This is a genomic window from Flavobacterium sp. CAN_S2 (assembly GCF_015752255.1).
Classification (GTDB): Bacteria; Bacteroidota; Bacteroidia; order Flavobacteriales; family Flavobacteriaceae; genus Flavobacterium.
In genome coordinates this window covers 1,095,466-1,109,187 of sequence record NZ_JADOVA010000001.1, presented here as the reverse complement: position 1 = coordinate 1,109,187, position 13,722 = coordinate 1,095,466, and the positions used below count along the sequence as shown (strand labels likewise).

Annotated in this window: 15 protein-coding genes; 8 read left to right on the top strand and 7 right to left on the bottom strand. The window is 35.0% G+C overall.

The genetic code is table 11. From position 1 onward, the window contains the following. Positions 1-56 precede the first annotated feature (56 nt). Positions 57-953 carry a LysR family transcriptional regulator gene (locus IWX80_RS04980; protein ID WP_196852406.1) on the top strand — a complete coding sequence of 299 codons (897 nt, stop codon included), beginning with the start codon at positions 57-59 and terminating at the stop codon, positions 951-953. Here the strand turns inward: IWX80_RS04980 and nadD are convergent, their stop codons facing one another. The 5 genes from nadD to IWX80_RS04955 form a co-directional block, all read right to left on the bottom strand. After that, positions 954-1,535 carry a nicotinate (nicotinamide) nucleotide adenylyltransferase gene (gene nadD, locus IWX80_RS04975; protein ID WP_196852405.1) on the bottom strand — a complete coding sequence of 194 codons (582 nt, stop codon included), beginning with the start codon at positions 1,533-1,535 and terminating at the stop codon, positions 954-956. A 4-nt stretch (positions 1,536-1,539) separates the two neighbouring features. After that, positions 1,540-2,115 carry a guanylate kinase gene (gene gmk / locus IWX80_RS04970; RefSeq protein WP_196852404.1) on the bottom strand — a complete coding sequence of 192 codons (576 nt, stop codon included), beginning with the start codon at positions 2,113-2,115 and terminating at the stop codon, positions 1,540-1,542. A 117-nt stretch (positions 2,116-2,232) separates the two neighbouring features. Next, positions 2,233-3,093, bottom strand: a complete 861-nt coding sequence (locus IWX80_RS04965; RefSeq protein WP_196852403.1) for a YicC/YloC family endoribonuclease — start codon at positions 3,091-3,093, stop codon at positions 2,233-2,235. A 139-nt stretch (positions 3,094-3,232) separates the two neighbouring features. Continuing rightward, positions 3,233-4,120, bottom strand: coding sequence for a DMT family transporter (locus tag IWX80_RS04960; RefSeq protein WP_196852402.1), 888 nt, complete (start codon positions 4,118-4,120; stop codon positions 3,233-3,235). Continuing rightward, positions 4,120-4,470: an arsenate reductase family protein gene (locus IWX80_RS04955; RefSeq protein ID WP_121364157.1), complete on the bottom strand. Its 351-nt coding sequence runs from the start codon at positions 4,468-4,470 to the stop codon at positions 4,120-4,122. Before IWX80_RS04955 ends, IWX80_RS04960 begins: the two co-directional genes overlap by 1 nt. Positions 4,471-4,546: 76 nt before the next feature. On the opposite strand from IWX80_RS04955, the gene IWX80_RS04950 reads away from it, so the two are divergent. After that, a complete protein-coding gene (locus IWX80_RS04950) occupies positions 4,547-5,005 on the top strand; it encodes a DinB family protein (RefSeq protein WP_196852401.1) in 459 nt (152 codons plus the stop codon). A gap of 164 nt (positions 5,006-5,169) precedes the next feature. Here the strand turns inward: IWX80_RS04950 and IWX80_RS04945 are convergent, their stop codons facing one another. After that, positions 5,170-5,913 carry a DUF3298 and DUF4163 domain-containing protein gene (locus IWX80_RS04945; RefSeq protein ID WP_196852400.1) on the bottom strand — a complete coding sequence of 248 codons (744 nt, stop codon included), beginning with the start codon at positions 5,911-5,913 and terminating at the stop codon, positions 5,170-5,172. Between the two features lie 101 nt (positions 5,914-6,014). Between IWX80_RS04945 and IWX80_RS04940 the strand changes: the two genes are divergently transcribed. After that, positions 6,015-7,160 carry a cystathionine gamma-synthase gene (locus IWX80_RS04940; protein ID WP_196852399.1) on the top strand — a complete coding sequence of 382 codons (1,146 nt, stop codon included), beginning with the start codon at positions 6,015-6,017 and terminating at the stop codon, positions 7,158-7,160. A gap of 77 nt (positions 7,161-7,237) precedes the next feature. Here IWX80_RS04940 and IWX80_RS04935 read toward each other — a convergent pair whose 3' ends face one another. Beyond that, complete coding sequence (locus IWX80_RS04935; RefSeq protein ID WP_196852398.1) at positions 7,238-8,041, bottom strand: THC0290_0291 family protein; 804 nt, start codon at positions 8,039-8,041, stop codon at positions 7,238-7,240. 278 nt (positions 8,042-8,319) lie between these two features. Between IWX80_RS04935 and gdhA the strand changes: the two genes are divergently transcribed. From gdhA to IWX80_RS04910, 5 genes are all read left to right on the top strand, one after another. Next, entirely contained in the window at positions 8,320-9,663 is a 1,344-nt protein-coding gene (gene gdhA, locus IWX80_RS04930) for an NADP-specific glutamate dehydrogenase (protein WP_196852397.1), read from the top strand. A gap of 124 nt (positions 9,664-9,787) precedes the next feature. Next, entirely contained in the window at positions 9,788-12,076 is a 2,289-nt protein-coding gene (gene porZ, locus IWX80_RS04925) for a type IX secretion system anionic LPS delivery protein PorZ (protein ID WP_196852396.1), read from the top strand. A 58-nt stretch (positions 12,077-12,134) separates the two neighbouring features. After that, entirely contained in the window at positions 12,135-12,848 is a 714-nt protein-coding gene (recO, locus tag IWX80_RS04920) for a DNA repair protein RecO (RefSeq protein WP_196852395.1), read from the top strand. 110 nt (positions 12,849-12,958) lie between these two features. Further along, positions 12,959-13,420, top strand: coding sequence for a hypothetical protein (locus IWX80_RS04915; RefSeq protein ID WP_196852394.1), 462 nt, complete (start codon positions 12,959-12,961; stop codon positions 13,418-13,420). Then, entirely contained in the window at positions 13,410-13,613 is a 204-nt protein-coding gene (locus tag IWX80_RS04910) for a helix-turn-helix transcriptional regulator (RefSeq protein ID WP_196852393.1), read from the top strand. The genes IWX80_RS04915 and IWX80_RS04910 overlap by 11 nt, the downstream gene beginning before the upstream one ends. Positions 13,614-13,722 lie beyond the last annotated feature (109 nt).

Genomic DNA, 13,722 nt, shown 5'->3' with positions numbered 1-13,722 from the left:
AATATGTTATTAGTAAAAATAATTTAAATTATGTTTGTGATAAATATATTTATATCATGGTCAATCTCGAATGGTACCGAACGTTTAAATCGGTTTATAAAAACGGTAATTTTTCTTTGGCTGCCAAAGAATTATTTATCAGTCAACCTGCTGTTAGTCAGCAAATATCCATGTTGGAAGCCCATGTAGGATATAAACTTTTCAATCGAAAGTCTAAAGGTGTCGAACCAACGGAATACGCTAAGTTACTCAATAATTTAATCATTGAAGCATTGGACCGATTGGAAAATGTAGAAAATGGTTTTCGTGCCAAAGCGTTCAATGCCAATCGATTAATTTCTATTGGGATTTCAAAGCATTTGATGCTAAGTTTGGGAAGCGCTTTGGTTTCCAAATTTGAATTCATTGATTTTAGCTTTCATGAAAATGATGCGCTTTTTGAATTAGTAAATTCTAAAAAATTGGATTTTGCGGTTGTAACCAAACAATATGACACTTTTGACACCATTCAGAAAAAGGTTGGCGAAATCAAGCAAGTCATTATCGGTTCCAATACTATCGATGCTTCCGAGTTAAAGTCTAGTATTAAAACAAAGGATTTTTCTGCTATCGAAAATTGGTTAAACGACCAAAAATGGTTCAGCCATAATGCTCAAATCCCACATATCAAATTATTCTGGTTGCATGTCTTTAACAAAAAAAGACCATCGATGATTCCCAATTATATAATTCCTTCTGAATATGAAATGATAGAAATGCTTTCTAAAAATTCAGGGATTGCTGTAGTTTGGGATGTTAATGCAAAGCATTTTATTCAAGAAAAAAAGATACAGTTGTTATGGAAAAGCAAACAAATGCCAGCAACAGATGTTTTTCTGTTGTCCGGTAAGAATGATAATTTGAGTACTATTTTTGAAAAAATTGAAGTGGAATTGAAAAGAGTTTTGGGATAATTATTTTTTATAAAAATTATTGTGATCAATATATTCCCAAACTTTAGCAGGTAATAACGGCTGCACATTTTTTCCTTTCTTGATATTATCCCGAATAAATGTCGACGATATTTCGACAACCGGTGCGTCAATCATGTGGATTTTTGGATGGTTTTTGAATTCAAGATTTTCCACTTCGGTTGAAATTCGCGGATACACATAAATTTCATGATTTTCAAGAATAGCTTCGTAGTTTTTCCATTTGTGCAAAGACTTGAGATTGTCTTCGCCCATGATTAAGGAGAACTCATAATTTGGATATTTTTCCTGCAAATGAACTAAAGTGTTCACGGTATAATTAGGCTGTGACAACTTAAATTCAATATCCGAAGGTTTGATTTTTGGAAAATCCTCAGTAGCAAGATGCACCATTTGTAAACGATGGTAATCATCAAGCAAAGTATTTTTTTTCTTCAAAGGATTGTGAGGTGTAACCACCATCCATATTTGGTCTAAATCAGCATGCTCCGCCATGTGATTAGCAATGATGAGATGCCCAACATGAATGGGGTTAAACGTTCCGAAATACAATCCTATTTTCATGAATTTAATCTTTTACAAAATCTTTTACCAACTGATAGGCTTCTTCCAAAGCAACATCTAAATCGTAATTTTTTATAACAACATCAAACTGAGGTGCTGTTGCCAACTCAACTGAGGCTTTAGCAATACGCATATTGATTTTGTCATCACTTTCGGTGGAGCGTTTTTTCAAACGAATTTTCAATTCATCAATACTTGGTGGTTTGACAAATACAGCCAGAGTTTCATTTGGGAATTTATGTTTAATTCGCAAGCCGCCGGCTACATCAATATCAAAGATCACGTTTTTTCCTTTTGCCCAGATTCGCTCTACTTCACTTTTTAGGGTTCCGTAGAAATTATCGCGATACACTTCTTCCCATTCCAGAAAGTCTTCGTTTTTGATGTGTTTTTTAAATTCTTCGGTAGACATAAAATAATAATCCTTTCCACTTACTTCTTCGCCTCTTGGTGCGCGGGAAGCTGCCGAAATCGAAAATTCAAGATTCAAATCTTCTTTGCTTAATAAATGTCTAACGATAGTAGTTTTCCCTGACCCCGACGGTGCTGAGAATACGATTAATTTTCCTCCTGTGCTCATTTTATGCTGAATTTATTTCAGTATCTGTTTATCTTTTCCTGCAAGGTTTCTAAAACCTTGTAGGTATGTTATAAAATTAATTAACCTGCAAGGTTATATAACTTTGCAGGTTAATAATTACAATACGTTTAATACTTGTTCCTTGATTTTTTCCAATTCGTCTTTCATCTGAACGACTAATTTTTGCATTTGTGCGTGATTGGATTTAGAACCCATCGTGTTGATTTCACGTCCCATTTCTTGGGTGATGAAACCTAATTTTCTACCGTTAGCTTCGGTTCCGTTTATGGTTTCCAAGAAATAATCCAAGTGATTCGTCAAACGTACTTTTTCTTCGGTGATGTCTAATTTCTCTAAATAATAAATCAATTCCTGCTCGAAACGATTTTCGTCTACATTCACCTTAAGTTCTGAGATTGCAGTTTGTAAACGGTCTTTTATTGCCTGAACGCGTTCTGGATCAAGTGCTAAAGCTTCGGTCATGTATTGACGAATATTGCCAATTCGCAATTGAAATTCTTTTTCAAGAGACATTCCTTCATCTTTTCTAAAGTTCAGGATGTTTTGCAACGCTTCTTCGATAACGGTTTGGATTTGTACCCAGTCGTTTTCATCGATTTCATCGCGTTCTATTTTCATGGTGTCCGGCATGCGAACTGCCATTTTCATTAGTTCGGTTTCATCAGCATCAGCAAAAACTTCTCTTAACTGATTGATATATGCTTTTACAATCGGCACGTTGACTTTCGTAGAAGTTTGTTCCGCGGTACTTTCGATAAAAATAGAAAAATCTACTTTTCCTCTTTCCAGTTTCAGTGCAATTTGGTTGCGTAAACCCAATTCCATTTCGCGGTACAGCGAAGGCATTCTCACATTCAAATCTAAACCTTTACTGTTTAAAGATTTTACTTCTACCGTGATTTTTTTGGTTGGTAATTGCAAAGTTGCTTTACCAAAACCCGTCATTGATTGTATCATATAATTTTCTAAAAGAGGTCAAAGATAATAAAAAAGTGGTCAGTGGTCCGTTTTTAGTATTCAGTGCTTTTTTATAAATAAGTTTAGACATGTAAATGGATTGAAATTAGAACATCCCAAATCAACGTCAGAACACTGATTACTGAACACTCTTCTTCTGTGTCACCAAATAAACACCCACAAATATCAAAACTGCCGAACCAATTTTCACCAAACTCAATTCGTCTTTTCCTAAACCAATTGCGAAAATAGTAGCAAATAGCGGTTGTAAATAAATAAAAACAGCAACCGTAGTTGGTTTTAATTCTTTCATTGAAAGTAAATTTAGCAAATACGTCAGGAAAGTCGAAAAAACAACTACAAATCCTATTTTCCAGCAAATATCCATTGGAACCAAAGCCCAGTTCACAGTTTGAAATTGGCTCCAGCCAAAAGGCAAAACCATAATAAAACCGAACAAATAAATCCATTTTACAAAAGTAAAAGCGTTGTATTTATCCATTAATTTCTTGACGATAATCAGGTAAAATCCATAGGAAATGGCATTGACCAAAACCAGAAAATTTCCCAAACCGGCGTTTGTGGCGCTGCCAATGGATTTTCCGTACAGAATGAGAAATGCAGTTCCTATCAGACCAAGGATAATGCCAAAAACCATTCGTTTTTGCATACGCTCTTTCATTATAATGGCTGAAAGCGTCAAAACAATCATTGGTGTTGAAACCATGATTACCGCTGCGCTAATAGGAGAAGTAAGGCTTAATCCTTTGAAAAATGTAAGCATATTAAACGCCACGCCAAAGAAAGCCGCGGCAATAATTCTAGGAAAATCATTGAGTGCAATTTTCTCCTTTGGCATAAAAAGCCAAACCAGCCAAAATAAAATCACCGAACCGCCCACACGCAACAAGATGAAACCATAGGCGTCAATATACAACGGCATGACATCTTTGGCAATGGTAAATGTGACGCCGTAAATTATAGAGACAATTGTGGCGCCAATTAGTGCAAGATTTCTTTTGGACATTATACCAAAGCTTTCATTACCTGCAACATATTTTGTTGGGTATTGCCAATGTAAATTTTGTCTTTGATGATAAAAACAGGACGACTCAAAAAGGTGTAATGTTCCAAAATGTATTTTTTGTAATCCTCTTCGGTTAACGATTTGTTCTTCAAATCCATCGATTTGTATAACTGTGCTTTTTTGCTGAAAAGCGCCTCGTAACTGCCGGAAAGCTCACGCATTTTTTCTAATTCGGCAACAGTAATTGGATCTTGTTTGATGTCGTGAAATTTAAAATCATGTTCTTTCGGTAATGATTTTATAATTTTTCTGCAGGTGTCGCAAGAAGCGAGATAGTATATTATGTCCATGTAAATAGCGATTTCTTTGTGCAAAGAAAATTCATTTGACACGGAAAATGATTATTTTTATCAAAAAAATAAAAAAATGAATCAATTATTCGACGTCAGCACTACAAGCAGAAATATGGTTTCAAAATTTCTATCGGGATACAATCTTGACCAACTCAACACGATTCCGGAAGGATTCAGCAACAATTTGATTTGGAACATCGGTCATATAATCGTCTCACAACAACTATTAGTTTACAAACTTTCTGGTTTGCCAATGATGGTTTCTGATGAATTAGTCGAGAAATACAAAAAGGGAACCAAGCCGGAACACATCGTAACCCAAGCCGAAGTTGACGAAATCAAATCGTTATTGTTTGAAACTATTCAGCAAACGAAAGTTGATTATGACAGTCAAATTTTCAAAAACTACATGGAATATACCACTTCAACAGGCGATCACGTTTTAAGAAATGCCGAAGATGCTATGGCTTTCAGTAATTTCCATGAAGGGCTTCATATTGGGATTATGATGAATATCAGAAAATTTATTTAGGATTTATTCCTATAAATATCCGGAGCTTAATCCCGCTATTCACTCCTATCTTTTCCTTTTTAAAGAAAAAAGGAAAAGGATATCCGCTTCTATCGGGGCTAGCGAATCGTTAAAAAACACTAAATGGTCTTTAAAAAATAAAATGTTTTTTTAAAGACCATTTATTATTTAACCGCCAAATAATCATTCACTTCAGTGTACGGCAATAATAATTCTTTTGGTCCGTCAGCATACGATGCGGCTTCATAGGAATTGTAATAAAGCAACAATCCTTTATCGGTGTAAAATATATTTTGGGGTAACTGAAATTTTTCTTTCTCAAACATCAATCCGGTTGCATTGATGGATTTGTTTACAGGAATTTTGTATTTTGCTCTGAATTTTTTTTCGGCGAAAGCCTTGAAAGCTGCTTTATCGCTGAACAATTCATCATTCGAGATTGATTTTCCAGTATTTGGGTCAAAAAGCAGGGAGCGCAAACCTTGGTATCCATGAGCGCCACCAGTATAGGTGTAATGTTTGATTTCAATATTTAATACGGCATCGGATTGGTATTTTACATTTCCTTCAATGTCAGCCTCCCAACCAAATTTATCATTGGGAAATTCTTTCTGAAGTTTCTCGTAGGAATCAATAAATGAAGCCAATAAGCTATCATAATTAGTTGCTGAATAGGGCTTTTCTCCAAAATAAATAATCTCTTTCATTACCGAAAACACTTTTTTATTGATGCTGTCCGATACAACCGGGACGGCATTTGCAACGGGTATTTTCACACTAATTGACGGACAATTTTCTTTGCAGGGCATCGTGGTTTTTTTCTGAAAAGATTCCTCTTCAAAAACCAATTCGTTGGAACATTGCGCAGCCGAAAAAACTAGTAAAGTGTAAATAATAAAGTGTTTCATCTCAAAATTGTTAATTAAATACAAAGGTATCAACTTGTGGCTTGGTTAAAATAAATTAAAGGGTAAATTTGTGAAACAATTTTGCATTAAAAATTCAACTTATGAAATTCAATACTAAAGTCATTCACGGTGGACAGCACCACGACCCAAGCACAGGAGCAGTTATGCCTCCAGTTTATCAAACCTCAACTTTTGTACAAACGAGTCCTGGGCAACCTATAAATCCAGATTATGAATACAGTAGAGCTGCGAATCCTACCCGAAGCGCACTTGAAAACGCCTTGGCAAGTATCGAAAACGGAACTCGAGGATTGGCTTTTTCATCAGGATTAGCGGCTACAGATTGTGTTTTGCGTTCTTTTAAATCTGGTGATGAAATCATTGCGATGGACGATTTATATGGTGGAACCTACAGAATGTTTACCCGAATTTACAAAGATTCCGGTATAAAATTCCATTTTGTGGATATGAATGACATCGAAAAATTCAAGTCATTAATCAATGAAAACACAAAACTGGTTTGGGTAGAAACACCGACGAACCCTTTGATGAAATTAGCAGATATTCAAGAAATTGCAAAAATCACCAAGGAAAATAAAATTCTTTTTGCGGTTGATAATACTTTTGCAACGCCTTATTTGCAAAAACCATTGGATTTAGGCGCTGATATTGTAATGCATTCGGCGACTAAATATTTGGGAGGCCATTCTGATGTTATTGCCGGGGCTTTGATTGTAAAAGATGAAGCACTTGGAGAACAATTGCATTTTCAACAATTTGCGACAGGAGCAACATTAGGACCAATGGATAGTTTCTTAGTTCTTAGAGGAATTAAAACCTTGCATTTGCGCGTTGAAAGACATTGTGAAAATGGAGGAAAAGTGGTGGAGTTTTTAAACAATCACCCAAAAGTGAAAACAGTTTATTACCCGGGATTACCGAGCCATCCGTATCATGAAATTGCTAAAAAACAAATGAGTGGTTTTGGTGGAATGGTGTCATTTACTTTAGTTTCGGGCAAAAAAGAAGATGCAATTGACTTTCTGGAAAAGCTAAAAGTTTTCACATTGGCTGAATCTTTAGGCGGAGTAGAGTCATTAGCAAATCACCCTGCTTTGATGACGCATGCTTCTATCCCGGAAGACAAGCGTAAGGAAGTTGGAATTACAGATGATTTGGTCCGATTAAGTGTAGGTATTGAAGATGCAGAGGATTTAATCGAAGATTTGAAACAAGCATTAGCGTAACTGAAATATCTTAAAAAAAAAAGCTCCAATTCTAATTTAGGATTGGAGCTTTTACTTTTATATCAATTGTCTAAGTGCTATTGTAAGTAATAAATATATCCTACATTAAACCAAACCAACCAGTCGTTTGCTTTATTTTCTTTATAAATCTCCGGATTAGGATTTAAACCATCGACCCAGTTCGAAAAGAAATATTGAAATCGTAAATCAACCATTAAATCCGATAAAGGCGCTAATTTATAACGGGTTCCTACACTGGAAACAACGGACCAAACGGTACCGCTCTCTGAAGAAAATCCATAAGGACGACCGTCTGTTGGAGTTAGATATTTTGGAAATGTTGTCAAAGGAGTTCCTAATGGACCAAGCGTGGAGGAAGCTTCTGCATTGTAATAGCTAAATTGCCCGCCAAGACTGATAAACGGACCTAAACTGCCTGTCCTTGCTGTAAAATCTCGAATGCTCCACGGGAAAAATTCCAGCTGCATACCAAGATTAGTTACTGCTGTACTACCAGTCATTGCTTTCAATTGCTCTTTTCCTAGCGAAGGTTTTCCTTCAACATATTCTCCAAAATGCTCTAATTCGGTTTTATTATAGGATAGTTCAGATCTGAGTTTAAAGTGGTCATTGAAATACGTTTCGGGCGTATAACAATTACATTCGGCTTTGTACGAAAAGTTTAAATAATGAATAATTCCGATACCCAATCCAGTGTTTCCGGCGTTTGTCGATAAATCATAGCGTTCTCCATAATCCGATTGAAAAGCTATTGGCCCGGCAATGATTCCCACTTCATGCGAAAAACCTCCGAATTGCGCATTTGAACTGTTAGAAAACCCAATAAAAATTAGTAAAAGTGGTATTATTTGTTTGATCATTAGGGTATAAAATTTTCAAATCCCGACAAATATATAAAAACATCATTCATTTATTTAAATAAATCTAAAATTAAAAATAAGCAGACAAATTCTTATTTACTTACGAAAGTGGTAGTCATTAGGTTTAAAAGTGTCTATCTTAAACATAATTGTTTGTGAATGGATAATAAAAAGATAATTCTATTGATAAATTCAAAAAACTGAGTCCGAATATTTTTATAAAATGTATCTTTGTAAATTATAACGAAATCGTTTTCTTAATTAATTATTTATAATCTATGTTACTAAAAATAAATGATTTTATGGCTCAAGTTGAAGCCAAGAATCCAAATGAACCTGAATTTATTCAAGCTGTTAGGGAATTTGCAGAAACTGTAATTCCATTTATTGCAGAGCAAAAAAAATACGATGGTAAAAATTTGCTTCTTCGAATAGCTGAACCGGAGCGTTCGATTATATTTCGTGTCCCTTGGGTTGATGATTTAGGAGAAATTCAGGTAAATAGAGGTTTCAGAATTCAAATGAATTCAGCAATTGGACCTTACAAAGGTGGAATCCGTTTTCATCATACTGTAAATTTATCGGTACTTAAATTTTTAGCATTCGAACAAGTATTCAAAAATAGTTTAACCACTTTGCCAATGGGCGGAGGAAAAGGAGGATCTGATTTTGATCCACAAGGAAAATCTGATGGTGAAGTAATGCGTTTCTGTCAGTCTTTCATGACTGAATTGTGCAGACACATTGGGCCCCAATTAGACGTTCCTGCAGGAGATATTGGTGTTGGAGCCAGAGAAATTGGTTATTTATTTGGTCAATACAAAAGAATCAAAAACGAATTTACCGGAGTGTTAACTGGTAAAGGATTGGCTTACGGAGGATCATTGATCAGACCTGAAGCTACGGGTTACGGAGTAGTATATTTTGCGGAACAAATGTTGAAAACTATTGGTCAAAGCATTAATGGTAAAACAGTTTCTATTTCTGGATTTGGTAATGTTGCTTGGGGAGTTGCTTTGAAAGTAAATGATCTTGGTGGAAAAGTAGTTACTATTTCAGGTCCTGATGGTTATATTTATGACGAAGAAGGAATTTCTGGAGACAAAATTGATTTCATGCTTGAAATGAGAGCAAGAGGTGATAATAGAGCAGAAGCTTATTTAGAAAAATATCCAAACGCAGTTTTCCACAAAGGAAAAAGTGTATGGGAAGTGAAAGTTGATGTGGCAATACCTTGTGCTACTCAAAATGAATTGAACGAGGAAGATGCTAAACACTTAATTGCAAACGGTGTTATTTGTGTAACAGAAGCAGCAAATATGCCATGTACATTAGAGGCAATAAAACAATTCTTGAAAGCTAAAGTACTTTTTGCACCAGGAAAAGCAGCAAATGCTGGTGGTGTAGCAGCATCAGGATTAGAGATGACTCAAAACTCTATTCGTTTGAACTGGACCAGTGAAGAAGTAGATACAAGACTTAAGGAGATTATGGTTGGAATTCACAATCAATGTAAAAAATATGGTACAGACGAGGAAGGTTATGTGAACTACGTAAAAGGAGCAAACATTGCCGGATTTGTTAAAGTTGCTGATGCTATGCTCGCTCAAGGAGTGGTGTAAATCAGGTTAATTATAATTTAAAATGCCTTCTGCCGATGTTATTGGTCGAAGGCATTTTTTTTGTGTAACAAAATGCTAAGACTTCCGTTTGTTCTATATTTGTAAACCAATAGTCATACAAATAATGAAAAAGAGCGTTTTATATTTTTTGCTTCTGCTTTTTGTGCAAATGGGTTTTGCCCAAAGTGATTTGTCATGGCAGGGTTATTTCTCTTACAACGAAATTAAAGATGTCTCAGAAGCTGCAAGCGCTGTTTTTGCCGCTTCCGAAAACGCATTATTTTCTAAAAATGTAACAACTAACCTAATCAAAACCACCAATACTATTGACGGACTTTCAGGGCAAACTATTTCATCTTTATACCACAGCACAACATTCAACAAAACAATTTTAGGATACGAAAACGGGCTGATACTAGTAATCAATCAGGCAGACGGAACTATATTGAATGTAGTCGATATCATCAATAAACAACTGCCGGCAAATTTAAAAAAAATCAATCACTTCATGGAATTTGAAGGTATTGCTTATGTTTCTTGCGATTTTGGAATCGTTCAATTTAATTTAGCGACAATGCTTTTTGGTGATACCTATTTTATTGGTGATAATGGAGCCGAAATTATTGTGAATCAAACCACAGTTTTTAATGGGTTTATTTATGCCGCCACCAATAATGGAGTTAGAAGAGCTGAAATTGCTAATGGAAATCTAATCGATTTCAATCAATGGACAACCATTGCTGCTGGAAACTGGTCTGGAATAACCGCTTTCGGTACTGATTTGTATGCTACAGATACTTTTGGGAATGTTCAAAAACTTTCTGCCACATCAAGTTCTTTTACAGGATTTACTCAGCTTCCCCAGCGCTCAGTCGATATGAGGGCAACAACAGATTATTTGATACTGACAACTTTGAACAATATTTATATTTACAACAACCAAATGGTTTTGGTGCGCCTAATAAATACCAATCAGATTCCGGAAACTAATTTGGGTTTTACCTGCGCTACTATAATAGGAGATTCAGTTTTCATTGGAACAAAAGAAAACGGATTAATTACGACTTCACTTGCTTCGCCCGTTACCTTTGAAAATATTACCCCTATTGGTCCGGCGCGGAACAATATATTTTCGTTGCAGGTTACACCAAATGTACTTTGGGCGGTTTATGGAGATTATACTGCAGGTTACAATCCATATCCGTTAGATAGTTACGGCATCAGTAAATTTAACGAAAAAGGATGGCTGAATATTCCCTACGAGAAAGTTTTAGGCGCACAATCGATGACCAGAATTACAATTAATCCAAGTAATGAAAACGAGGTTTATGCAAGTTCTTTTTTTTCGGGATTATTAAAAATAGAAAATGACGAACCTAAAATATTGTACAATCAAACCAATAGCGGTTTAGAATCTTTGACTTTTGTAGGACCTGATTATATAGATATCAGGATTAATGGAACAGCATTTGACAAATCTGGAAATCTTTGGGTTACTAACAGCCGTATAAAAAACGGATTGAAAGTATTGAAATCTGGTGGCCAATGGCAAAGTTATGCGATGGACGCTATTTTAGCATCGCCAATTGACAACAGTTTTGGTGCAATGGTCATTGATAAAAATGGAACCAAATGGCTATCTACCAGTGAAGATGGTGTCGTTGGGTTTAATGAAACTAATAATAAATTCAAAAAAATAACATCAGGACCTGATACTGGGAATTTGCCAATTTCAAATGTGAGAACGGTTGCGGTAGACACCAGGAATCAATTGTGGATAGGAACGACAAAAGGTTTGCGGGTTTTGCCTAACGTCAGCAGTTTTCAATCAGAAGAGCAAATGACGGCTAATCCTATAATTATTTTAGAAGATAACTTAGCGCAGGAATTGATGTTTGAACAATTTATCACGGATATTGCTGTTGATGGTGCTAATAACAAATGGATTGGCACGGGAGATTCTGGTTTGTTTTTGGTTTCGCCAAACGGTCAGGAAACTAAATATCATTTCACTATAAATAATTCGCCGTTGCCCAGTAATGTAATAAATGATATCGATATCAATAGCGTCACCGGCGAAGTTTTTATTGCTACGGCAAAGGGAATGGTCTCTTTCAAAGGGGTTTCGACTGCCGCCAATGATGATTTGAGTAACGCGTACGTGTATCCAAATCCTGTGCGTCCCGAGTACCAAGGAACCGTAAAAATTGCCGGATTGTTGGATAGAGCGAATGTTAAAATCACCGATATTGGTGGAAATTTAGTATATGAAACTACCTCCGAAGGCGGAACAATAGAATGGGATACTACGGCTTTTGGTAAATACAAAGTTGCTTCCGGTGTGTATATGATTTTTATTGCGGCACAAGACGGAGTAGAAACCAAAGTTAAAAAAGTAATGATAATCAGATGATTTAGAAGAGTGAATTAATTTTTTAATCTTTAAATTTTTCAATCTTTAAATTAAAATTGTGCAAGTCAAAACCAAAGCCATCGTCCTTTCGTCTTTAAAATTTCAAGAAAAAAGCTTGATTGTCAAATGCTTCACGTTGTCACATGGTTTGAAATCGTACTTTGTTCGAGATGCTTTTTCGAGCCGAAAAGCGAATCAGAAAATCGCTTATTTTCAGCCGTTGACCATTCTCGAAATTGAAGCCGTTCATAAAAATAAAGGGACTTTGGAAAATTTCAAAGAGATAAAAATTGCAACTCCTTTTCACTCGATTCATTCGGATATTTATAAGAGTACGATTGTGATGTTTATTTCAGAAATGCTGCATCATTCCATTCACGAAGAAGAAACGAATGAGCATCTTTTTACCTTTCTCGAAACGGCTTTGCATTGGCTCGATAATCACGATGAAATTGCTAATTTTCATTTGATTCTATTATTGGAAACTACAAAATATTTGGGCTTTTATCCTGATACTTCGGACATGGATATGCCTTTTTTCGAAATGAACGAAGGTATTTTTACGCCTTTTCATGCCGTTAGTTCCCTTACGGAACATGAAAGTAATTTGTTTAAAAAACTGATTGACTTGAAATTCGATAACAATCAAAAAACATTTCATGTCATCGAAAGACAAATTGTTTTACGAATTCTAATAGATTACTACAGTTTTCATTTGGAAGGCTTTAGAAAACCAAAATCATTAGACGTTTTAAAAGAAGTTTTTTCATAGAAGGAAAAAAAATATTGATAATTTGATTTTGTATAAAAAAGTAAAGTATATTTGTCTTTTAATCTAGTTTACTGTTCTTTATGGAAAACAAACTTTAACTACTTAACTTTATGGAACTAAAATCAAAACAGGACAAGGAAATTCAAAAAATTGAAAAAATTACGGGATTTCTGTTACCGAATAAATTTAAAATAATTGGCTTGATGTTATTTATTATTTCAATAATTTCGATGGTTAGTGTTTCAATTTATTTAGAAAAAATTAAATATAATGACTTTCTGGTGCGGATTGCCGAGACAGGATTGGTTTTAGGATTACTTTTAATTTCAATTTCCAAAGAAAAAATTGAAGATGAGTTGGTTTTAAAACTCCGATTGCAATCTTATAATTACGCTGTTATTGCTACAGTTTTGGTTTATTTACTATTACCCTTTTTTAACTATGCTATTGTATTTAGTTTTTCATCTGCCCCTAAAATGGAAGGAAATAAAGATATTCCCCTTTTAGCAATGTTACTTACTTTCCAGATTCTTACTCTCAAGTCTTTAAAAAAAGCGTACAATGAGAAATAAGCTAAAAGTTGAACGCGCCATTTTAAATTTGACCCAAGAGGAACTCGCTGAGAAAATAGGCGTTTCTAGGCAAACTATAAATTCAATTGAAACCAATCGCTTTGTGCCATCAACAGTTCTGGCGTTAAAATTATCAAGGTTGTTTGGAAAACCAGTTAATGATTTCTTCGAGCTGGATGAGGATGACAAATAAGGGGGTAGGTACTTTAAATTCTTAAGAAATTCTATTGAAACAAAGTATTTAAAAACAATTATATTTTATAAGATTCAGTAGGAATTAAAATTCAAAAAGCCAAAATTAC

Excerpts from the sequence above, each read along its gene's own strand:
- gmk (WP_196852404.1), bottom strand. The coding sequence starts at position 2,115 with ATGAGCACAGGAGGAAAATTAATCGTATTCTCAGCACCGTCGGGGTCA.
- gdhA (WP_196852397.1), top strand. The coding sequence starts at position 8,320 with ATGTTACTAAAAATAAATGATTTTATGGCTCAAGTTGAAGCCAAGAAT.
- IWX80_RS04910 (WP_196852393.1), top strand. The coding sequence starts at position 13,410 with ATGAGAAATAAGCTAAAAGTTGAACGCGCCATTTTAAATTTGACCCAA.
- IWX80_RS04935 (WP_196852398.1), bottom strand. The coding sequence starts at position 8,041 with ATGATCAAACAAATAATACCACTTTTACTAATTTTTATTGGGTTTTCT.
- IWX80_RS04945 (WP_196852400.1), bottom strand. The coding sequence starts at position 5,913 with ATGAAACACTTTATTATTTACACTTTACTAGTTTTTTCGGCTGCGCAA.
- IWX80_RS04955 (WP_121364157.1), bottom strand. The coding sequence starts at position 4,470 with ATGGACATAATATACTATCTCGCTTCTTGCGACACCTGCAGAAAAATT.
- IWX80_RS04960 (WP_196852402.1), bottom strand. The coding sequence starts at position 4,120 with ATGTCCAAAAGAAATCTTGCACTAATTGGCGCCACAATTGTCTCTATA.
- IWX80_RS04965 (WP_196852403.1), bottom strand. The coding sequence starts at position 3,093 with ATGATACAATCAATGACGGGTTTTGGTAAAGCAACTTTGCAATTACCA.
- nadD (WP_196852405.1), bottom strand. The coding sequence starts at position 1,535 with ATGAAAATAGGATTGTATTTCGGAACGTTTAACCCCATTCATGTTGGG.
- IWX80_RS04915 (WP_196852394.1), top strand. The coding sequence starts at position 12,959 with ATGGAACTAAAATCAAAACAGGACAAGGAAATTCAAAAAATTGAAAAA.
- IWX80_RS04950 (WP_196852401.1), top strand. The coding sequence starts at position 4,547 with ATGAATCAATTATTCGACGTCAGCACTACAAGCAGAAATATGGTTTCA.
- IWX80_RS04980 (WP_196852406.1), top strand. The coding sequence starts at position 57 with ATGGTCAATCTCGAATGGTACCGAACGTTTAAATCGGTTTATAAAAAC.
- IWX80_RS04940 (WP_196852399.1), top strand. The coding sequence starts at position 6,015 with ATGAAATTCAATACTAAAGTCATTCACGGTGGACAGCACCACGACCCA.
- porZ (WP_196852396.1), top strand. The coding sequence starts at position 9,788 with ATGAAAAAGAGCGTTTTATATTTTTTGCTTCTGCTTTTTGTGCAAATG.